This is a genomic window from Nocardia rhizosphaerae, assembly GCF_042650365.1.
In the GTDB taxonomy this organism is placed as follows: Bacteria; Actinomycetota; Actinomycetes; order Mycobacteriales; family Mycobacteriaceae; genus Nocardia; species Nocardia rhizosphaerae.
This window is the reverse complement of record NZ_JBHSBA010000014.1, coordinates 165,554-186,843: the sequence shown is the minus strand read 5'-3', so window position 1 is coordinate 186,843 and position 21,290 is coordinate 165,554. Positions and strand designations below refer to the sequence as shown.

The window sequence follows — 21,290 nt, the reverse complement described above, 5'->3', positions numbered from 1 at the left end:
ATCGAGGGTATCGCCGCCAGAGATGCAACGCAACGTTGCGTTGTATCATTGCGGCATGTCCGCAACCGACCCGCCCACCGCGGGACCGCGCAAAGCAGAGGTCATCTACCTCGCCGCCCTCGAACATCTCGCCGAGGCGGGGTACGACAACATGACCATGGAGTCGGTCGCCCGCCGATCCGGCGTCAACAAGACGACGCTGTATCGGTGGTGGCCCTCCAAGGACGCCCTCCTGGCCGCGGCGCTGACTGTTGCTGCGCCGCTGCGGATTTCCATCCCCGACACCGGGAGCTTCCGTGGCGATCTAGCCGCACTCGGACTCGAGATCGCCCGATTGCTGACCGCCGAAGACACCGCGGCCATTGCGGCGGCGGTCTTGTCCGCGTCGGCGTCGCGACCGGCACTCGCCACCGTCGGCCACCGGTTCTTCAGCGAACGGCTCGAGCGCGAGCAGGCCATCTTCGACAGAGCAATCGCCCGCGGGGAGATCCCGGCCGATACCGATGTCGGCACCGTGATAGATCTACTGGCGGGCTCGCTGTGGGCGCGTCTGGTACTGCGTGGGCTGACGCTCAGCCCCGACTACATCGACACGATTGTCGACATCGTCGCGCGCGGAACACACCGATGCCCCGGTAGTACCGAGCGAAGTGCCTCCGCCGTACGACCGGCGAACGAGCAGGCCCGCTGACAAGCCTGCTCGTTCGCTGTGCTCGCCGTGCGCTGATGTGATCAGCTCGCCGGCTCGACCGAGAGCGCGTCGATCCGCATTCGCTCACGGGCGACCAGATCACTCGACCGAAGCTGGTGAATACGCCAAGCACGGAGTTTGCCGGTCGGCCCTACTTCCCCGGTACTCATACCGAACGCGCCGTCGAGCAAACACACCGCCGTGACGACACCCAGCGGGTCCGCCACCGCGAGAGCATCGGCAACCGAGCCGAAGCGCGAGTCGTTCATGACGAGAGCCTGCATCGGTGATTCGACATTCCTGTCCGCCTCGGTCCATAGCTCCGGGCGGAACGCGAGGTAGAGCACCGCACTGTCACGGGTCTCGGGGGCGGCAACTACCGCGTCGACCGAACCGAAGCGCTCGGCCAGCTGCCCGACCAATACCTCGGCGGACAACGGAGCCGTTGGTGGACCGAGTACACCTTGCGTCCGGCCGATCACCTCGAGCTCGCCGTCCTCGGTCAACCGCGCTCGGTCGCCGGTGCGAAGCCAACCGTCCACAGTGAACGCCGCCGTGGTGCGCTCAGGCCCATCCGGACCGACATAGCGGGTGAAGTTCGCCGGACTGTCGATCAGCAGCTCGTCATCGTCGCCGATCCGCACCCTGACCGATTTCTCCGGTGTACCGACCCCAGTTAGCCGCGCACCGACCAGCGTGGTCGAGGACACCGCTCCGGCGATCTGGGTCTGTCCGTAGACGTTGCGCACAGGCAACCCGACCGCCTCCCACCACGCGTGGGTCGACGCGTCCAGTGGGCTCGTCCCGGCGAAGATCTCGCGGACCGAGGTAAGTCCCGTTGAGGCCCGTACCGATCGCCCGAGCAGTCGTGACCCGAGCCCCCGTCTGGTAACCCCTGTCCGACCAGCGGCCAGAATCCGGGCCACGTTCCGTTCGACAGCAGTCACCAGCCATCTACCGACCGCCGAGCCCGCCGCAGTCGTCTCGGTTTCCTGCCGGATCGTGCGCAGCAGCGGCGGTGGCGCCAACAGCAATGTGGGTCGGCAATCCCGCAGATCGGCCTGTAGATCCGCAAGGCCGCCGCCATACCAGGTATGTCCGGCCACCCGCACGGCCAGATAGACCGTCAGCAACCTTTCGGAGATGTGCGCGGTCGGCAGAAAGGACAGAAATCGCGGATGCTTCTGCGTCGGATAGTCGGCCAGCACGTCGGCTGCCGCGGCCATCGCGGCGCCGGAGAGCTCGATCAGCCCGGCCGGCGCGGTCGTACCGGTGCTCTGCAAGTACAGCGCGGGCTCTTGCGCGGGTGGATCGAATCCCGAAATACGTTGCAGGACATCGCTCGAGTCGAACGGCTCGACGTCGGCGCTGAGCACCTCCACCGCGCTGTCGACACCAGGTAGCGGAACGAGGTCGACCAGACGATGTACCGGGATCGACCCGATGCCCGGAGCCGACACCCCGCCACCGACCACCATCGCATCCGCGGGTGCTGCGGCGACCAGCGCGCGCAGTTCGTCGTGACTGCTAGTCGTGTACAGCGGCATGGTGACTCGACCGGTCAGTGCCAACGCCAGCTCCAGAATCGGGTACCTGGCATCGGTCTCGGCGATCACCGCGACCACCTGGCCGACAGGGAAAGAGTCGAGTCGATCGCAGGTGTCGGCTACGAGACTGCCCAGCTCATGCCAGGTGACGGTGCGCCAACCATGTACCGCGCGATAAGTAATGGCCGGTCGTTCGGGATGGCGTGCGAGGGTGTCACGCAGGGCGGCGGCGAGGGTATAGGTCATCGAAGGGCTCCTGTTGCAATGGTCTCGAGTGCCGGCGTGATCTGCGGGGGCGCGGCGGAAGCGTGTCGGTCCAGCGATCCAGGCTTTCCGATGCGGACCAGCAGCAGGTAGACCGCCGGGCCGACAAGCAGGTCAGCGACCATCGCGAACGCCATGGTGAAAGTGCCGACCGCGCCCATGTCCCGCAACGCGAGCAACGAACTTCCCAGCATGGAGACGAAGCCGGCGATGAGAACGTAGGACCCGAACATCACAGGGGTTCCGGTACGCAGCAATACGGCGCTCACCGCGCTTTGGGCATCGACTCCGGCGCGCACCCGGTCGCGGATCCGCAGGCTCAGATGAATCGTGTTGCTTGCGGCGAGTCCCAGCGCGATGGCCAGCATCATCGCAGTGCCGATCCGGACCGTGATACCGGCCATCCCCATGAATCCGAGGACCGCCATGATCGGCAGCACGGTAGGCACGGCCGCCGCCAGGAACAGGCGCCGGTCCCGAATGGCGACCCACATCACGGGCAGGATCAGCGCGAGCGCAGCGATGGCCGACAATCCCATCTCGAAGGACAACGAGTGCATCCCCTGCTGGGCCAGCCACCACGGCCCGACGAGGTCGATCTCCGCTGACGGCATGGCTTGCCTGGCGATGTCCTGGACCCGGGCGGAGAACGGGATCGATGCCTTGGTGCCGATGTCGGCCACTCGAATGATCACCGCCGAATGGGTGGCGTCGGCATTGAGCACGGACCGCGAGAGTTGGTGCAGCCCAGGTCCGTACGCACCGGCTCGCGCGGCGACCGCAGGTGTCAGATCGTCGGCCTCGCGACCGCACCTCGGGCTGTCGGCCGCGCCTTGGTCCAGGGGCTGCGGGACCAGGTCGAGGGCCGAACCGACATAGCGGATCTCCGGCTGCTCGCACAACCGCTGGACCAACTGCACGAGTTGCGCACGGTGGTCGCTGATCGTTCCCGACGTCGGTCGAATCCACAACTCTGGTCCGAGGAACCCGGTGAATTCCTGTTCGAAGGTGCGCTGGGCGATCAATGCGGGATGGTCGCCGGGCAGTTCTTCGTTGACCTTCTGGTCGATGGAGATCTGGGATAGTCCGAGCCATCCCAGACCCGCGACGACGACCACGAACGTGGCCACGATCGTGCCGGGACGTCCGACCACCATACGGTCTGCGCTGCGCAACATCGCCATGCTCCACTTGTTGGCGCGCGTCCCGAACCGACGCTGGGTCGATCCTCGGTAGAACAGATCGATTGCATGCGGCACGACCAGCCAATTGACCAGGTAGGCGATACCGACCCCGACCGCCGTGCACAGGCCGTAGGACGAGATGGCACTCATGTCAGCCACCATCAGGGCGGCGAATCCTAGGACCGTGGCAAGCCCGGTCATGAATGCGGCCCAGGCCAGCAGCGAGAAGGCTTCACGATTGGCGACCGAATGGTCACGACCTGCCTCGCGACGGCGGATGTACTCCTGATGCTGCTGGAGTGCCTCGGCGATGCCGACAATCAGCACCAGCGTCAGGACCTGACTGTTGACGATAGAGAAAGGTTGCCCCAGCAGGTTCATCGCGCCGAGGGTCAGCGGCACCGAGAGGGTGACACCTATCAGACAGATGACCACGTCGACGACCCGCCGAAAGTACATGTACAAGATCGCGATCATCACCATGACCAGCACGGCGACACCGCGCAGCGTGCTGAAGAGTACCTCGTGCGCGTATACCTGCTCCACGTCGGGATATCCGGTGATCTGGGTGTCGACGATACGGTCGAACGGCGGTTTGCCCGCCGTCGCTGATGCCCAGCGTGACACCAGATCCCGGAACTCGCGGTCGGCTTCGCGCCAGGTGGTGAAGTCCTGGTTGGCGATGTCGAACGTCGCGGTGACAGCAACTCGGCGGTTGCCGTCCCCGAAGATGAGGCGGCGAGCGGAGGGAGTGGCCGCGACATCGGCGATGAGTCGATCGACGGTAGCGGGATCCGCATGTGGGAGCTCCGCGCCGACACCTGCGGGATGGAAGACTCCCGACCGGTCGGTGAACGGGAAATTCAGTGGTTCACGCACCGCGATGACATGCGGGGACTCGGCGATGCTTTCGGCGAGTTGGTGCACAGCGCGAAGTTTCCCGGCGTCATGAGCGTCGCCGACGTCGATCATCACGACGAGTTCGTTGAATCCAACGCGGCCGAATTCATGTTCGGCACCTTCGGTCCGCTCAATCTGTTCGGGATCGTTGGTGAATGTCGGACGAAACGACATGTCGAGGCGCATGGTGAAAATACCGAAGCATCCGGCTGCCACACCGAGAATCAGAAAGATGATCGTTGTACGCCGGTAATTGTACAGAATTTCATAAACCGATCGTGCGGCGCGGGCGCCGATGATATGGGGGCGCATTGCATTTTCCTTGCCCTCGAGAATTTCAGAAGTTGGCGACGGGCCCGGTCTCACCCTTCGGCGAGACCGGGCCCGTCGTCTTACGACCTGTATCACCGTTTCAACAGGTCACCGGCCTGATACTCGGCCAGACCGAGCAATTCCATACCCATCCGAGCACAGTCGGCGTAGGAACCGACCACCAGCCGATAGTCGGTGTCGCGGCCCGCCACCTGCTGACGTAAACCGGTGTCGAACGCACCGACTGCACGGTAGGAATCGATCAGATACGGGTGGGCATGAGCTACATAGGTGCGGTGCGACGAGAAATCCCGCATCCACATCGCACCGAGCACCATCGCGGTCAGCGCGAAACGTGCACGGCTCGGGTCTGCGACGGCGGCGAGCCGACCGACCTCGGAATCGACACCGAGCTCATCGAGCTCCGGTCGAGGCGTGATCGTCGACCGTACACAGGGGAACGCCGTCGTCCGCAGCGTCGCGACGAGCCTGCCTGCGTGCCGGACCACGATGACCATGATCGCGTCGGCGTCTCGCCGCCGCTCGAGTCCGGCGTCGAAGCCGATGTTGCGACGCGAGCGGAACACATTCGACCGAAAAGCACGAGCCTGGTCGAGCTCACACGGGGTGATGCAGATCGACGCCGACAGCGCGGGTGCCTGCGCCTGGACTGTCACGCTGCGGACTTCTGCTCGACCCACTTCTCGTAGGACTGTTCGAGCAGCAACAATGTCAACGACAGGGTCGTCACCGCTACCCGGTGCACGTCGCGGGCCTGCTCAAGCGTAGTCACCGCCCTGGTGATCGTGTGGCGCACCTCGTCGGCGTGCTTGCTGTCGATCTCGGCGTGGGCAACGAAGAAGGCCATTTCCCGATCGGTCAGGCCGAGAGTGCCGCGCGCGGCGTCCAGCAACGGCGCAATGTGGGTATACACCGATTCAGCCCAGTAGGAGTAGCCCAGGCGCGGAATCGGACCTTCCCGCAGCGCCACGCCGTACAGGTAGCCGATCAGCGCATCGGTGGCCGGCAGCGGTACGTCATCGATCACCTCGCCCTTCTCGATCAGGCCGATGGCACGCAGGTCGTGTAGCACCATCCGCTCGTGGCCGAGTTCCTCGCGGGCGTGCTCGTACACGAACTTGAGCAGACCTAGCTGGTCCGGAGTGGTCCGGAACGCGGCAACAGCCTGATTGGTCGCGTTGTGGCTCGTGTAATGGAACACCTGCTTCATCACCAGGAAGTACAACCCGCGATCGAAGCCGTGGGTGGTGACGTGTTTCCACATCTTGCCCTCGCGGGCCCGCGTCCACAGCGCGTCGATCTCGGCATCGAGCTGGGTGAACAGATCTTCGTGCAGCGTATCGGAGGTCTTCGCGGCCATTTCGGCGAGTTCGCTTTCGACAAAATCTTCAACGGATTGCGTGTGTGCGGTCATTGAGAACTCCACTCCAGATAACCGTGTACCGACATCGCCATCGACGGCCGGTCACGAAATAGACACTCGGCATTTCCGTCAGTTTCGACAAAAGTCGCGAAATTCCGGATACCTCGAGCATGAAACATCAGAGATTCTCCGACACCATTGTCGGCGGCACCCTGAGAAAAGGTTACGACCCTACGACAACGGCAACAACCCGTTCGACGGTGCGCTCGTTACGAAAGTCCGACCCGCTCGGAACATGGCAAACAGCTCGGCACGGCAACCGTTCCACGGTTGCCGTGCCGAGCTGTTTGCCGAGAGAGCAGGTCAGCCTGCCAGTGCCGAGCAGAAGACCTTCAGAAGTTTCGCGTAGCGGCGACGCGCGTAGAACTCGACAAGATCCCGCCCGGTAGCCACCGCGGTTCGGTTGGTAACGAACCACGGTGGTTTCGGGCTGAGCGTGAACATTCCGGACAGCAATGCTCGAGGTGCGGGCCGGAACGGTCCCCGCACCACAGTCCGTTCGACATCGTCGAGCAACAGCGCATTGTGGACGACGCCCGTGCCGCTCTGGATATCGGCGAGAGTGTGGCCGGGGTAGGCGCCCCAGGCCGCTCGCGCGATGCCGAACGCCAGCCCGGTCCACGCGTTCACCGCGATGGTGCCGTACCGCAGACTCTCGATCGCGTGGTCGAACGCCGGACCCAGTTCCGCGAGCGTAGCCGGATGTGCCAAGACGTTGGCTCCGAGCGTGCCCATCAATTCGTTGTTGGCGAACTCCACCGCGCTCGTGAGGAATTCCGCACCGTCGCCGGGGAGCTCGACGACGCCGAGCACCGGGGAGAAGTACTCGGTGCGCAGCAGCGGGCTGTCAGTGGTCGGCAGATTCTCGACCAACACCCGCCCACCGAACTCTGTCGCGTCGGGATAGGATTTCAGCGCCGCGTCGACCCGCCCCGCGCTGCCGGGGTAGTAGGCGTCGCGCTGAGGCGCCCGCCGCAGCGCCACGCGTAGTTCGTCGAGGAACTGCGCCTTGTGCTCCCAGTCCCGGCTTACGACGACGACTTGCACGGCGATGCAGTTGTAGCCGCCGTTGTGCAGTCGCGAGGTGGCTACATGTTCGGCCTGGAACTTCACATCGTCGTCATTCCACGGCCCGGGAACCACGATCGTCGGCGAGACGCCACCGAGCTCGCTGGTGATCGGCTTGTCCAACAGCGGCTTACCGGACCGGCGTCGCTTGTCCCCCGCGGCGCCATGGCCCCACACGATCGCGTCGTGAGTCTGCGTACCGCCGGTCATGTGAACGTGAGCGACGGCGGGATGCTCGACGAGGTATCCGCCTTCGGCGGCGCCACCACGCAGAATGCGCAGCGCGCCGAGGCCGATGAAGGGCGCGAAGATCTTCTCGAATACCGGCAACAACGGATCGGTGATCGGGTTCAGTTTCAGCGCGACCACCCGATTGTGCGCGAACAACTCGTAGAGAACATCCAGCGGAGGAATCGACATGATGTTGCCGGCACCCAGGACCACACCGATTCCCCCGGTGGTAGTCGGGTCGAGCTGCGCCAGGCCGGCGCGGCGCCGGGCGGTTCCCGCGTCGACGCCGGGGCGCAGCCAGACGTCGGCACGAAATCCGTTGAGGACAAGCTTATCCAGCGTGTCGAACGGCAGCACCGGCACTGCGATGCGACCGCCGGGCGCGGCGCCGATCTTCACACCGTCCAGCGGGCTCCGACCGTCGGCGAGCGCCGCCAGGGTGTCCCCCAGAGCTTCGAGCGCCTGTAGTAGAGCGAGCGGCCCCGACATCCACTCTTCGCCCACCAGTGGCGAGCCCTCGTTCAGACTCTTGATCTCGATTGCCGCGCGGACCCAGTCCGCCGCATACCGACCAGTCAAGACATGAACACGACTCAGCAGTTCCCGACGCTCGGCCAGAGTCGTCTTCGACCAGACCTTCTCACCACTGCCCAGATCCGCCAGCGCCCGGTCGAGCACGGCGCAATCGACTGTCTTTGTCATTCCTCCACTGTCCACGGGATTTACTCGGCTACAAGGAGTTACGTAACACGAACTCGGCGACCGTTCACCGCCCACGTAAGGCCGAAACAACCCCGGTCGGCGCGAGCGTGCCGGTCGCGTCCGGTTCGGCACGGTCGCGTTGTGCCCACGGTGCGGCGCCGAGCCTGCGGAGCGAAAGCTTCGCGTAAGTGCGCCTCGGCTTCGGATTTGCGACGACCTGGCAACTCCCCCTCGCCGTAGAGCTGGGCGGCGCGCGTTCGAACCGTCGATCGCCGGGGGGTGGTCAAATGCTGCCCGGTGCAGGTCAGCGGCCTGCTTAGCCGGTGTAATCAGGTCGGGAATGCTGCGCAGACCGGGGAGTTCATGCCACTCCAGGCCGATGTGCAGCGTCGTCAGCCGGTACGGGCGGCCGCCCAGTGGGCGTACCTGAGGTCGAGCAGAGACGTTGCCCACTGCGCCCAGTACATGGCGGGTGCCGGCGTACCCGGTTCCGATGCGGTCAGCGCGGAATCGGTGACGACGTGGCAGCTCCGTTTGTCGCCGGCGACCGAGGACAGGTAGGACGGCATGCCGTTGGCCTCAGGTGATCCACTGCCGGCGCCCCAGCTCGTGAGTGATATGTAGCGCCTGGACGCTTCGTTCCAGGCATCGGCGCACCGGCCGAGGAGGTCGACTCCCCGGCGAGGCAGAGCAGCGCATCTTTTCTCAGCTCAAGGCGAACTCCGCCTCGACAACCAGTTGACCAGGGCAGATTCCCCGGTCACCCGCGTTCCCATCTTCGATGTGCCCCGCCGGGGGCGCGTGTTGGTGCTGGTGTCGGGTTTCCGGGCGTTTCCGTCCGGGAACTCGGACAAGCGCGTCGTTGAACCGCGGAAGATCTGCTGAGCTGCGCGCGAGGAGATCGGGATCGCCGCTGGTGGCAGCTCTCAGGGCACCTTGGTGACCGGCGGTGGGGTCCAGGTGCCGTCGAGGACCGTGGCGTCGGGGGCGTAGAGGCGCAGGGTGATGCCCATGGGGCCGCGGGGTGCGGGGAGCCAATTCGCTTCGCGGTCGGGGCCGGGGTTCTTGTGCGCGATCACGATGTCGAGGGAACCGTCTGGGTTGTAGTGCAGGGGGTCGCGGTCGCCGAGGGCGTAACGGTTCAGTTCGTTGGGGATCTGGAAGCCCTCGATGTCGTACATGGTGACCGACCAGAACGCCGCGACCGGGGGCAGCCTGTCGGCGTCGAAATGGAGGACGTAATCGCTGTCGCCGGTGAGGGGGTTACCCGCCGCATCGTGGACCAGCAGCGGGTAGACGGCGTCCTCGGCGCTGTTGGCGCCGAGACCGACCAGGGTGACCGCCGAACGCCGGAAGTAGTCGTTGCCGTAGACGCCGATGGTGGACAGGATACTCATCCACCCGTCGATCGCCGGGATCATCGTCGTCCTCGCGGCGACCAGGTCCGTGCGCGCGGCGGCGACGCCCGCGTCGATCTCGGCCAGCTCGGCCGAGGAGAAACGGGTCGCGTCGAAATCCCGGCCAGGCACGATACCGAGCTGGGCGATCCGGGCGAGCACCGCGAAGTCGGTCGGGTGCGCCGGGACGGTCTTCAGCACGGCGCAGGCCAGGGTGAAGAACTCGGTCGCGCTCATCTCGTTGACCTGGCGGAGTGGCTCGACCCGGCTGACCTGGGCCGGGTCGGCGGTGAACGGGGGCCGGTCGCCGAGTTCGGTGATGGCCAGCCCGTTCTGGAATTCGTTGACCGTCGCGTAGTCGTCGGGTCCGTTGGCCTGGGTCCGCCCGATCACCCACACCATCGGGGTCGGTGCTTCGATCACCGGGACGCCCTCGGGCAGCGCGTCGCGACGGCCCGGCCCGACGACGACATAGTCCTGGGCCGCCGTGCCGGTCGTGCGCTTGCCTGGACTGGCGAACGCGTCGGTCCACGCGTCGAGCATCGGCAGCATGAAGTATCTGTCGTTGCTGTCGGGGATGTGGATGCGCACCGGTCCGTGCGTGAGGTCCAGCCAGGCCGAGGAGTACAGCGTGTCGAAGTTCGGGCGCACCACCGCCCGGAAGTCGACGTCGGGCAGTGTGTACATGTGATGGAACTCGTTGGGTGGGCCGAAACCCGGCGTCGAACCGGCGGGCGAGTTGGTCTGCTGCCTGCGCGTGACATCCATCGTCACCAGCGAATACAGGTAGACATACGCCTCGTAGGCGAGAGTTCGCGGATCGCTGGACAACACGCTCATCGACGCCTCCACCATGGATCGGGATCCTGCCGGTTTCAGTCACGCATCGGTGGCCAGTCTAGGCGTCGCGAGCGCGGCACCTCGCCCGGATGATCTGCCCTGACCGGGGCCAACACCGGGTGGACCGGGCCGAGACGGGCCCGGCGGCGCGGGGTCCGGTGGCGTGCCGGAGCAGTCACGGCGTGATCGCCCCGGTCGAGGTCGTTGCGGTACGCGGCGGGACGGCGCGGCACCGCGACGTGGCCGCACGACAAGCGGATCAGGGCGTACGACGCAGGCGGACCCGACCTGGCCGCACCCGCGGAACCGGTGAGGTGGTGACCCTCCGCCCCGCCTTCCGCCCACCGCGATGGTGGGACAGCCGCGGCGGGCGGGTAATCTTCCCACCCATGTGGATCATTCTCGCCATTTCCGTGGTCAGCTCCGTGATCATCGCGATCTTGTTCGCGACCGGTTTCCCGGAGCACTGAGGACCCGTGACCGTCGACGCGTCGCCGAGCGCAGCGCGGATCGGGTGAGATGATCGCTGGGTGCCGACGAACAGTCAACCCAGTGCGCGGTCGGAGGACGGCCGCTCGTTCGTAGTCTCCGACGCCACCGGCAGTGCGCTGGTCGCCGGGTCGCTTGCGGTGATCATCGCCGGCGACCGGCGCCAGCTCGCGCTGGTCGAGGAGCGCGCCGAGACCACACCGGTCCGGCTGCGCGGCCGATTGATCGGTGCGGTGACCGGGGACGGGATCGACACCGGCGCCGGCTATCCGTTCACCGACGGCGCGGTCGAACTGGTCGACGCGGCGACGGTGCAGACCCTGCACGACACCACCGGCGCGGTGCTGGAGGTGGGGGTGAATCTCACCCCGCCCGGCGGCCCGGCCCGGCTGCTGCCGACCCGGTTCAACCGGCACACCTTCTGGTGCGGGCAGAGCGGTTCGGGCAAGACCTACGCGCTCGGCGTGGTGCTCGAACAGCTGATCGCCCACACCGCGCTGCCGGTGGTGATCTTCGACCCCAATTCCGATTTCGTCCGGCTCGGCGAGGCCGATCCGGCCACGGGCCCGACCGCAGCGGCCCTCGCTGACCGCGATATCCGGGTACTGCGGCCACACTCCGATCCGCCCCTGCGCGCCAGATTCACCGAACTGCCGCTGGCGTCGAAGGCGGCGGTACTGCGCATCGACCCGATCGCGGACCGCGAGGAGTTCAACGAGCTCATCCATCTGGCCGACGAGCTGTCCAACGCCGAACTCGACCATGTGCTACCCGCCCTGCGCGCCGCCGAGTCCCCCGCGCAGCGTCGCCTCGCGATGCGGATCGAGAACCTCGGCCTGCTCGACTGGGAGGTCTGGGCCCGCGCCGACCGAGCGGTGACCGATGTGGTCGGCCAGCGCCCGGACGCGACGGTGCTCGACCTGGGCGGATTCTCCACCGCCGCACAGCAGCTCGTGGTCGCGCTGGCCCTGCTCGACGATCTGTGGGCCCGGCGCGAGGAACGCAGACCGGTGCTGCTGGTGATCGACGAGGCGCACAATCTGGCCTCCCCCCGGCTGGATTCGCCGATCGCGATCGCGGTGCGCGAGCGGCTGATCCAGATCGCCGCCGAGGGCCGCAAGTTCGGCCTGTGGCTGCTGCTGTCGACGCAGCGGCCATCGAAGGTGCACCCCGGCATTCTCTCCCAGTGCGACAACCTCGCCCTGATGAAGATGACCTCACCGCTCGACCTCACCGAGCTCGGCACCTACTTCGGGTACGCGCCCGCGGCGCTACTCGACCGCTCCCCCTGGTTCCGCCAGGGTGAGGCGCTGTTCGCCGGTGGTTTCGTGCCAGCGCCCGCGCTGGCGAAGGTCAATAGCAGGATCACCCCAGAGGGCGGCGCCGACGTGCGGGTGCCGCTGCGGTAGTCGTCACGATCGCGGCGATCTCGTCCGGATTGCCCGGTAACGGCCTAGAGTTGACTGATTGTGCGGGGCATTGTGGTGGGGGACGGTCGACTCGCCCTCGCGCTGTCACGTTGCCGCGGGCCGTGCGTGTTCGGCGTCTACTGGAAGCTCGCCAAGGCCGGGTTCCGGCGGCAGGCCCAATACAAGCTGGCAATGTTCGCCGGACTGTTCACCAATGCCGTGTTCGGCTTCGTCCGCGCTGCGGTACTGGTCGCCGCGGTCAGGGCCGCCGACGATTTCGGCGGCTACACCGAGGGCACCATCGCCGCGTACGTGTGGCTGTCGCAGGCGCTGCTCGGAGCGACCCAGTTCATGGGCCCGCCACTGGATCTGGTCGACCGGATCAAATCCGGTGACGTCGCCATCGATTTCCTGCGCCCGGTCGACATCCAGCTGAGCTATCTCGCCACGGACATGGGCAGGGCCGCCTGCACTTTCCTGCCCCGCGGAGTACCGAGCATCATCATCGGGGCGGCCACCTTCGGGCTGGCGATGCCGACATCGCCGGTGGCCTACCTGCTCGGCCTCGCCAGTGTGCTGCTCGCGGTGGCGTTGTCGTTCCTGTGTCTGTTCGCGGTGGCGCTCATCGGGTTCTGGGTGGTGGAGATCCGCGGGATCCGGGTGCTGTACCAGATCGTCGGCACCTTCCTCGCCGGGCTCTTCGTCCCGGTTCACATGTTTCCCGACTGGTTGTGGTTCATCGCGATGGCTACACCGTTTCCGTCCATTCTCCAGGCCCCTATCGATACGCTGTCCGGGCGGGCCGCCGGGATGGACGCACTGATCACCGTTGGGATCCAGTGCTTCTGGGTACTGGCGATAGGCCTGCTCGGCAGGGTGTTGTTGCGAGCGGGACAACGCAGGCTGGAGGTACAGGGTGGGTGAACCGGATTCCGCGCGGATCGTGTCCGGAACCTGGTTCACCCCCTACCTCGCAGTATTGCGTTCGCGTGTGAAAGCACAGCAGGTGTACCGGGTCTCGTTCGTCACCGAGGTGTTCAGCGCGTTCCTGATCGGCCTGGTCGAGTTCGGCGAGGTGTGGGTCATCTTCCACAACGTCGGCGTGCTCGGCGGCCTGGACGTGAACGCGGCGCTGTTGCTCTTCGGCCTGTCGAACACCTCGTTCGCGCTGGCCCAGGTGCTGGTCGGCCATCTCGATTCACTGCCGACGATGATCCGCATGGGCACCCTCGACGCCTATCATCTTCGCCCGCAGCCGCTGCTGTTACAGCTGATCACCAGCGATATCTCACTGCGCAGACTGGCGCGCGCCGCCGTAGCGGTGATCGTGTTGGGGGTCGGGCTGTGGCGCAACGAAATCGACTGGGGCATCGGCCCCGTTGCCTTGATCGTGATCACCCTGATCAGTGGAATCGCACTGTTCTGTGGCCTTTTCGTCTGCGCGGCCGGACTACAGTTCTTCCTGATCGACGGTGCCGAGCTCACCAACAGTTTCACCTACGGCGGTTCCTTCGCCGCGATGCAGCCGGCCTCGGTGTTCCCGGCCCCGCTGAAGCTGTTGTTCGGGTTCGCGATTCCCGTCGCGTTCACCGCCTATGTGCCGACGATCGCGCTGCTCGGCCTCCCGGGGCCGCCGTTGTTTCCCGCGTGGTCGGCCTGGCTGACCCCGATCGCGGCAGCATGGGTGTGGATATTGGCGTTCGCGGCGTGGCGGATAGGGACGAGGCACTATCAGGGAGGAGGGGGATGACGATGGATGAGCACGGCGGCGAACCGATCATCGACATCGACGACCTCACCCGGCAGTTCACGGTGTACCGCAAGAACGGCAGCCGCTGGCGCAGACACCGCGACACCATCACCGCCGTGGACCGGATGAGTTTCCGGGTCGAGCGTGGCTCCGCCGTCGGCTATATCGGCGCCAACGGCGCAGGCAAGTCGACGACGATCAAGATGCTCACCGGCATCCTGGTCCCCACCACCGGATCGGTGCGCACCTGCGGTCTGGAACCGGTCCGCCAGCGCAGGGAGCTGGCGTCCCGGATCGGCGTGGTCTTCGGCCAGCGTTCGCAACTGTGGTGGGATCTGCCGCTGCACGAATCGTTCTCGATTCTGGCCGCGATCCACCGGCTCGATCCCGATGTCGCCGACAAACGCACGCACGAACTGGTCGAGCAGCTCGAGATGGCCGACACGCTCGACATCCCGGTGCGCCAGCTCTCCCTCGGCCAGCGGATGCGCGCGGAAGTGGCCGCAGCGCTGCTGCATTCGCCGGAACTGGTGATCCTGGACGAGCCGACCATCGGCCTCGACGTGATCTCCAAGCAGCGGCTGCGGGAATTCCTGCGGGCCGAGCGAATCGAGCGCGGCACCACGCTGCTGCTCACCACCCACGACATGGGCGATATCGAGCGACTGTGCGAGCGGGTGCTCGTCGTCGATCACGGCAGGCTGGTGTACGACGGTTCACTGGCCGGGCTCGGCGCGACCGTCGGCGCGCGGCGGGTACTCGTCGTGGATCTGGCGGTGCCGTCCCCGGATCTCGACGATCTGCCGTGCGGCGCGCAGCTGCTGTCCAGCGAGGCGGGCGGCATGCGCCAGCGGCTGGCCTTCGACGCCGAACACACCACCGCGGCGGCGTTACTGGCCGCGGTGTCGGATCGGGCGAAGGTGCGCGACCTCTCGATCGAGGAGCCCGGCATCGAGGACGTGGTGCGCCGGATCTACGAATCGGCGCGGTGAGCGGATTCAGCTCGGCGCGTTCGGGGTTCCCGAGTACAGGCTGACCTCGCCGTTCTCCCCGAGGAACGCGTTGACCAGCATGATCCGCTGTTCGCGCAGGTCGGTGGCCTCGGGCGCGCTGGTGGTGATGGTGATCTGCGGAATCGCGGCCCAGTTCACCACGAAGCGCTCCGGCGGCCCCGCGTTGTCGGACAGCCGCGCGATCCGGAACACCGAGATCGCGCGCCGCTCCATCAGATCGCCGACGACGTCGGCGATTCGCTGCGGGTCTTCCAGGGCGAACAGGAACCCGAACGTCAGCTCGGGCGAGGACACGTAGGCGGGCACATTTGTCGAGGCTAGTACATGTGGCCACCGCGCCGGCCGACACCGCCGACTCGATTGCCGGCAATGTGCCACTCGGTTACCCAGGGGAAGTGTGGTGGTGATCCCGCCGTAACGGTCGATAACGATTTCCACTGGCCCGGAGATTCGTACACCATACTATTGCGCGCCCGCGCCGGATCGCGCTTTCCTGGAAGCGTCCCCAATCCCGGGCCGACTACCCACCGCAGCGTCGCGGACATTTCGTCGACGCCCGGGTGGGGCTGCGCCGGAGCCGGGGAGCGCCTCCACGAACGAGCTCTCCCTGGCTCCGACGTATCCGAAGCTCGTTTCTCCCCAGGGGCGTGCACCATGCCGATCGATCCCGGCCTTCAGGTGGATTCCGCGCAACTCCCACCACCGTCGGCGCTGATCCGCGCCTTTCTCGACCGCGGAGAGCGGGGCACCAGCCGCCATCACGTGCTCGACGCGGCGAGCGCACTCGCCCGCTGTCACGATCGCAGACGCGCCGCGCTCGACGCTGCCCGCGCACCGGACGCGCCGAGCAGCCGGGTCGCGGCCTGCGGCAGGCTGATCGACGACATCGACGCCGATCGCGGCGGGCTCATCGCCCGTATCGACGACTGGGTGGCCGCGAACGTGGCCCATCGTGCGGGCGCCTCGCTGCACACCGAGACCCTCGGCGCGGTGATCGACCGGATGGCCGCGAAATGGATCGCCGCCCAGCGGGCGCTGGGCGGCGATACGGTCGAGATGACGACACCGCGGCAGCGGGAGGCACGTACCCATCTGCACTGGTGCCGGTTGGCCGAGCTGACCGATGGCTACCGTGACCTGATCACCGATGTCACCGAGCACCGCAGGCGGCTGCCGGTGTGGTGAGGATCAGGACTTGTCGCCGGGCACGGCCGCATCGGTGACGTCGGCGGAAGCCGGCTCCGGCTCGTCGAGGTCGACGGACTCGGTGAACTCACGTACCGGCTCGGTGTCGAGCTTCTGCTCGGCGTCGCGGCGGGCCGCGGTGGCCGCCTCGTTCATCTCGATCGCGTCGGTGATGAACTCGCCGATCTCCCGCGCCACCTCGGCCACCGTTCCGGTGATCAGGGCCGCGATATTGCCGACATGCCTGGCACCGGAGGACGTCAGTTCCTGGACGAGATCCTTGTTGGCTTCGAATTTCCCGATCATTGTCTACACGCCCACTTCGGTCGCCTTCCGATTACGCATCACGATAACACTGGGCTTTGCGCTCCTCTTGACGAAGCGATCGGGCACCGCGAGCAGGAAGATCTTCGCCCACACCGAGCCGATCTGCTTCGAGAAGCGACCGGTGTTGTAGGGCAGGCCGTACTTGTCGGCCAGAGCCTTCACCTCGGGCGCCATCTCCGGGTACCGGTTGGCCGGGATGTCGGGGAACAGATGGTGCTCGATCTGGTGCGACAGGTTGCCCGACATGATGTGGAAGAGCTTGGAGCCCTTGATGTTGGCGGAGCCGAGCATCTGCCGGACGTACCACTCACCGCGGGTCTCGACCTCGGTCTCCTCCTTGGTGAACGTCTGTACACCGGCGGGGAAGTGGCCGCAGAAGATGATCGAGAAGGTCCACAGGTTGCGCACCAGGTTGGCCGCGGCGTTGCCTGCCAGGGTATGCAGGAACAGCGGGCCGGTGAGCAGCGGGAACATCACGTAGTCCTTGAGGACCTGCTTGCTCGCCTTCCTGGCCTGCCCCTTCAGCAGCGGCTTCACCTCCGCCCAGGTGCGCTTGCCCGCGACGATGTTGTCGGCCTCGAGGTCGTGCAGCATCACGCCCCACTCGAACAGCACCATCAGCAGGAAGGCGTAGACCGGGTTGCCCAGGTAGTACGGGTTCCACTTCTGACCCTCGTCGATGCGCAGGATGCCGTAACCGATGTCGCGGTCCATGTCGTGGACGTTGGTGTAGGTGTGGTGCATGTAGTTGTGCGAGTGCTTCCACTGGTCGGCCGGGCACACGGTGTCCCAGTCGAACTCGCGGGAGTTGATGCCGCGCTCACGCATCCAGTCGTACTGGCCGTGCATGACGTTGTGGCCGATCTCCATGTTGTCGAGGATCTTCGACACCCCGAGGGCGGCCACCCCGGCCAGCCAGAACGGCGGCAGGAAGCCCAGGTACATCAGCCCGCGCCCGGCGATCTCGAACCCGCGCTGGGTTTTGATGATCTTGTAGATGTAGTCGCGGTCGCGTTCACCGAGATCGGCCTCGATGCGCGCGCGCAGGTCGTCGAGCGCCTGGCCCAGTTCCTCGACCTGCTCGGGGGTCAGGATGACCGGGCCGTCTTTGCCTTCGGTAAGAATCGTCATGGCGGTGTCTCCCCTTGTGGTTGTCTGCGGTGGGTTAGAGGGCGATGTCGACGTCGCCGACGGCGGTGTTGACGCAGATCTGGATCTGCTTGTCCGGATCGGCGTCGAGTTCGCCGGTGCGCAGGTTGCGGGTGCAGCCGGAGACCTTGGTGGCGGTGCAGGAGAAGCAGATCCCCATGCGGCAGCCGTACTCCGGGGTCAGGCCGGCCGATTCGGCCTGGTCGAGCAGGGACGCGCCGGTGTTGCCGGTGGCGACATCGCTGTCGGAGAAGGTGATCGTGCCGGTCGCCTCGGCCGGATCGGCCGGCACGGTGGTGAGGGTGAACTCCTCGGTGTGCACCCGATCGCCGAGATCCTCGGCCTCGAACACAGTGCGCACGGCGCGCATCAGTGGCGGCGGACCACAGACGAAGACCTGCGACTCGGCGTACCAGGGCGCCACCCGCTCGAGTTCGTCGTAGTCGAAGAACCCGCTGCCGGGCGAGGTCTCGCCGTTCACCACGGTGCCCGGCTCGACCGGGTAGCGATACTCCACCCGGATGTTGGGGCGGCGGTTGGTGACGGCGGTCAGTTCCGCGCGGTGCGGTACCAGCTCGGGCTGCCTGGCGTAGTGCAGGAAGGTGACTTCGCCGGTGAACCCCTCGGCGTCGAGGGTGCGCAGCATCGACAGCACCGGGGTGATCCCGCTGCCGCCGCTGATCAGCAGCACCCGCTCGGGCCGCGGCGCCGGTAGCGCGAAGACACCGGCGGCGGGCGCGAGGTCGACGACCATGCCGGGCCTGGCGTGCTCGTGCAGGTAGTTCGAGACCAGACCGCCCGGGTGCTGCCGGACGGTGAGCTGGAGGAAGCGGTCGCCCTTGGTCTCCGGGTCGATCGGCGAGTAGCAGCGGGTGTGCCGAACGCCGTCGATCGACACCCCGATCTGCACGTACTGGCCCGCGGTGTGCCCGCGCCACTGCCGTGAGGCGCGCAGGGTGAGCGTCACCGAGCCAGGCACGGCGTGCGAGACGTGGGTGATCTCGGCACGCAGCTCCCGTGCGGTCAGCGCCGGGCTGACCAGCTCCAGATACCGGTCCAGCGGGTGCGGCGTCGTCAGCGTCTGCACCAGGTCGATCAAGCCAACCATGCGTCTTGCCCCTCTGCGGAAGTCCCTCGGCATGCCCGTCATATTTCAGTGCACGCCTGTACACTCACTAGTGTGCCGGACTGACCCGGCCAGCTGTCAACCGGCAATGATGTGAGCCGGGCAACATCTCGAGGGAAGCGACTATGGTGCACGGATGTATGCTCACCGATGTGACTGAGCAGGCAGGAACCCGCAACGAGCGCAAGGCGCACACCAGGGCTGCCCTTCTCGACGGCACCCTCACGCTGGCCGCCGACCGCGGCTTCGCGGCGTTGAGCCTGCGGGAGATCGCACGCTCGGCCGGCATCGTGCCGACCGCGTTCTATCGACATTTCGCCTCACTCGACGATCTGGGCGCCACCCTCGTCGACGAGGGCGTGACGGCGCTGCGGCTCGCCCTGCGCGAGGTCAGGCGGAAGCCGGACGCGCACATGGCCGATACCGTCCGGTTCGTGTTCGAGCAGGTGGCGGCCAAACGCGCGCTGTTCGGATTCCTCATCCGCGAGCGCCACGGCGGGCCCGCGCCGCTGCGCCAGGCGATCGCGCGGGAGATGCAGCTGATCGTGCGCGAGATCGTCGCTGATCTGTCCCGGTTGCGCGCCCTTGACAGCTGGAGCACCACCGAGCTCGAGATCGCGGCCGACCTACTGGTCACCACGGTCACCGACGGCATCGCCGCCTATGTCGCGGCGACTGCGCGCGAGGAGCCCGCGGTGGTGGAACGCACCGTCATGCAGATGCGCCTGATCGCCCTCGGCATCGGCGGCTGGATTCCCAAAGCCGCTGACTGAGGATCCTTTCCGCTGCTGTCGCCGCATGCGGTCCATGGTGTAACACACCGCACACCGAACGTAACCCGAAACTCGGAGTACGGGCGTACACACAACCCGGCCGCCCGATCGTGGTGAGACACCACTACGCGGCGCGGGCCCCCTCGGCGGGCGCGCGCACCGGAAGCAGCACCAGCAATCCCGCGGTCAGGACCACCAGCAGCCCGGCGATCCCGGCTCGGTCGGTGCCGAACACCCAGACGAACAGGCCGAACAGCGCGGGCGCCAGGAATGAGACGGCCCGCCCGGTGGTGGTGTAGAGCCCGAACAGCTGCCCCTCACGTCCCGGCGGAGCCAGGCGCGCGAGAAACGAGCGGGCCGAGGCCTGCGCCGGGCCGACGAACACGGTCAGCGCGAGCCCGAAGATCCAGAACATCAACGTGCCCGACACCACGAGCAGCACGAGTCCGCACGCGATCATCCCCACCAGCGAGGCCACGATCACCCGCTTGGGCCCGAGCCGGTCATCGAACCGGCCCGCCGCGATGGCCGCCGCGCCCGCGACGACATTGGCGGCGATCCCGAACAGCAGCACATCGGCGTCGGCGAACCCGTACACCTGCACCGCCAGTACCGCGCCGAAAGTGAAGACCCCGGCCAGCCCGTCCCGGAACACCGCGCTGGCGAGCAGGAACCACACCGTGTGCCGGTCGGTGACCCACAGGTCGCGCACATCGCGCCACAGCACCCGGTAGGAGCCGAGCACGCCCGCCTTCTCGGCGCCGGGATCGGCGCCGGTGCGCGGCAGCTCGGGGACGGCGAACAGCACCGGCAGCGCGAACGCGGCGAACCACACCGCGGCGAGCACGATCGCCAAGCGCACGTTGAGGCCCTGATCGGTGGGGATGCCGAGCAACCCGCGCGTGTCGCCGTCACCGGCGAGAAACCCCAGGTAGCAGATCAGCAGGAGCACGATGCCACCGAAATAGCCCATCGCCCAGCCGAATCCGGACACCCGGCCGACCGTGGCCGGGGTCGAGACCTGCCGCAGCATGGCGTTGTAGGGCACCCCGGCCAGCTCGAACACCGCCGAGGCGAAGGCCAGCAGGGCGAGGCCGAGCCAGAGATCGCGGTAGTCGTCGTGGACGAAGAACATCAGCGCCATCGCGACGACGGTGAGCGCGGTGAGCGTCGCCAGCGCGCGTTTGCGGGAACCGACCGCGTCGAAGTACTGGCCGCAGACCGGCGCCGTCAGCGCGACGAGCAGCCCGGCCGCCGCCAGCGACCATCCCAGCCAGGCACTCGCCGAGGTGCCACCGGGCAGATCGTCACCGACCTTGTCGGTGAGATACACCGAGAAGACGAAGGTGAGCGTGACGGCCTGGAACGCCGACGATCCCCAGTCCCAGAGTCCCCATGCCAGCACCCGCCCACGCCCGGCCGCCTCGCCGACGGTGTCGGACGCGTTCACCTCGGTCATGAGGCGAAGCGTAATGGGGATCGGCGCGCT

The 21,290-nt window shown here is 66.7% G+C and carries 19 protein-coding genes; 7 read left to right on the top strand and 12 right to left on the bottom strand.

Translation table 11 applies throughout. From position 1 onward, the window contains the following. Positions 1–55: 55 nt before the first annotated feature. Complete coding sequence (locus ACFOW8_RS21135; RefSeq protein ID WP_378552821.1) at positions 56–691, top strand: TetR/AcrR family transcriptional regulator; 636 nt, start codon at positions 56–58, stop codon at positions 689–691. 41 nt (positions 692–732) lie between these two features. Here the strand turns inward: ACFOW8_RS21135 and ACFOW8_RS21130 are convergent, their stop codons facing one another. From ACFOW8_RS21130 to ACFOW8_RS21100, 7 genes are all read right to left on the bottom strand, one after another. Then, positions 733–2,484, bottom strand: coding sequence for an AMP-binding protein (locus ACFOW8_RS21130; protein WP_378552820.1), 1,752 nt, complete (start codon positions 2,482–2,484; stop codon positions 733–735). Next, the gene (locus ACFOW8_RS21125; protein WP_378552819.1) at positions 2,481–4,898 is read right to left on the bottom strand and encodes an efflux RND transporter permease subunit; all 2,418 of its coding nucleotides are present in this window, start codon (positions 4,896–4,898) and stop codon (positions 2,481–2,483) included. The genes ACFOW8_RS21130 and ACFOW8_RS21125 overlap by 4 nt, the downstream gene beginning before the upstream one ends. A gap of 92 nt (positions 4,899–4,990) precedes the next feature. Further along, entirely contained in the window at positions 4,991–5,575 is a 585-nt protein-coding gene (locus ACFOW8_RS21120) for a hypothetical protein (protein WP_378552816.1), read from the bottom strand. Beyond that, on the bottom strand, positions 5,572–6,333 hold the full coding sequence (locus ACFOW8_RS21115; protein WP_378552813.1) for an iron-containing redox enzyme family protein: 762 nt from the start codon (positions 6,331–6,333) through the stop codon (positions 5,572–5,574). Before ACFOW8_RS21115 ends, ACFOW8_RS21120 begins: the two co-directional genes overlap by 4 nt. Positions 6,334–6,645: 312 nt before the next feature. Next, complete coding sequence (locus ACFOW8_RS21110; protein WP_378553185.1) at positions 6,646–8,343, bottom strand: aldehyde dehydrogenase family protein; 1,698 nt, start codon at positions 8,341–8,343, stop codon at positions 6,646–6,648. A 392-nt stretch (positions 8,344–8,735) separates the two neighbouring features. Continuing rightward, complete coding sequence (locus ACFOW8_RS21105) at positions 8,736–8,912, bottom strand: hypothetical protein (RefSeq protein ID WP_378552810.1); 177 nt, start codon at positions 8,910–8,912, stop codon at positions 8,736–8,738. A gap of 357 nt (positions 8,913–9,269) precedes the next feature. After that, a complete protein-coding gene (locus tag ACFOW8_RS21100; protein WP_378552807.1) occupies positions 9,270–10,580 on the bottom strand; it encodes a DUF1254 domain-containing protein in 1,311 nt (436 codons plus the stop codon). Between the two features lie 530 nt (positions 10,581–11,110). Between ACFOW8_RS21100 and ACFOW8_RS21095 the strand changes: the two genes are divergently transcribed. The 4 genes from ACFOW8_RS21095 to ACFOW8_RS21080 all read left to right on the top strand — a co-directional run bounded on the left by ACFOW8_RS21095 (position 11,111) and on the right by ACFOW8_RS21080 (position 15,220). Further along, on the top strand, positions 11,111–12,478 hold the full coding sequence (locus ACFOW8_RS21095; protein WP_378552805.1) for an ATP-binding protein: 1,368 nt from the start codon (positions 11,111–11,113) through the stop codon (positions 12,476–12,478). Positions 12,479–12,553: 75 nt separating this feature from the next. Beyond that, on the top strand, positions 12,554–13,402 hold the full coding sequence (locus ACFOW8_RS21090) for an ABC transporter permease (protein ID WP_378552803.1): 849 nt from the start codon (positions 12,554–12,556) through the stop codon (positions 13,400–13,402). Next, positions 13,395–14,228, top strand: coding sequence for an ABC transporter permease (locus ACFOW8_RS21085; RefSeq protein ID WP_378552802.1), 834 nt, complete (start codon positions 13,395–13,397; stop codon positions 14,226–14,228). The genes ACFOW8_RS21090 and ACFOW8_RS21085 overlap by 8 nt, the downstream gene beginning before the upstream one ends. Positions 14,229–14,230: 2 nt before the next feature. Further along, entirely contained in the window at positions 14,231–15,220 is a 990-nt protein-coding gene (locus tag ACFOW8_RS21080; RefSeq protein WP_378553182.1) for an ABC transporter ATP-binding protein, read from the top strand. 6 nt (positions 15,221–15,226) lie between these two features. On the opposite strand, the gene ACFOW8_RS21075 is transcribed toward ACFOW8_RS21080, so the two are convergent. After that, positions 15,227–15,547: a hypothetical protein gene (locus ACFOW8_RS21075; protein WP_378552800.1), complete on the bottom strand. Its 321-nt coding sequence runs from the start codon at positions 15,545–15,547 to the stop codon at positions 15,227–15,229. 348 nt (positions 15,548–15,895) lie between these two features. Between ACFOW8_RS21075 and ACFOW8_RS21070 the strand changes: the two genes are divergently transcribed. Further along, a complete protein-coding gene (locus ACFOW8_RS21070) occupies positions 15,896–16,426 on the top strand; it encodes a DUF4254 domain-containing protein (protein ID WP_378552798.1) in 531 nt (176 codons plus the stop codon). Positions 16,427–16,429: 3 nt separating this feature from the next. Here ACFOW8_RS21070 and ACFOW8_RS21065 read toward each other — a convergent pair whose 3' ends face one another. From ACFOW8_RS21065 to ACFOW8_RS21055, 3 genes are read right to left on the bottom strand one after another with little or no spacing between them, the layout of a single operon-like run. After that, positions 16,430–16,732 carry a hypothetical protein gene (locus ACFOW8_RS21065; RefSeq protein ID WP_378552797.1) on the bottom strand — a complete coding sequence of 101 codons (303 nt, stop codon included), beginning with the start codon at positions 16,730–16,732 and terminating at the stop codon, positions 16,430–16,432. Between the two features lie 3 nt (positions 16,733–16,735). After that, positions 16,736–17,884 (bottom strand): fatty acid desaturase family protein, encoded by a 1,149-nt coding sequence (locus tag ACFOW8_RS21060; RefSeq protein WP_378552795.1) that lies wholly within the window; start codon positions 17,882–17,884, stop codon positions 16,736–16,738. Between the two features lie 34 nt (positions 17,885–17,918). After that, positions 17,919–19,010: a ferredoxin reductase gene (locus ACFOW8_RS21055; RefSeq protein WP_378552794.1), complete on the bottom strand. Its 1,092-nt coding sequence runs from the start codon at positions 19,008–19,010 to the stop codon at positions 17,919–17,921. Between the two features lie 143 nt (positions 19,011–19,153). Between ACFOW8_RS21055 and ACFOW8_RS21050 the strand changes: the two genes are divergently transcribed. Then, on the top strand, positions 19,154–19,801 hold the full coding sequence (locus ACFOW8_RS21050) for a TetR family transcriptional regulator (protein ID WP_378552793.1): 648 nt from the start codon (positions 19,154–19,156) through the stop codon (positions 19,799–19,801). 124 nt (positions 19,802–19,925) lie between these two features. On the opposite strand, the gene ACFOW8_RS21045 is transcribed toward ACFOW8_RS21050, so the two are convergent. Beyond that, positions 19,926–21,260: an MFS transporter gene (locus tag ACFOW8_RS21045; protein ID WP_378552791.1), complete on the bottom strand. Its 1,335-nt coding sequence runs from the start codon at positions 21,258–21,260 to the stop codon at positions 19,926–19,928. Positions 21,261–21,290 lie beyond the last annotated feature (30 nt).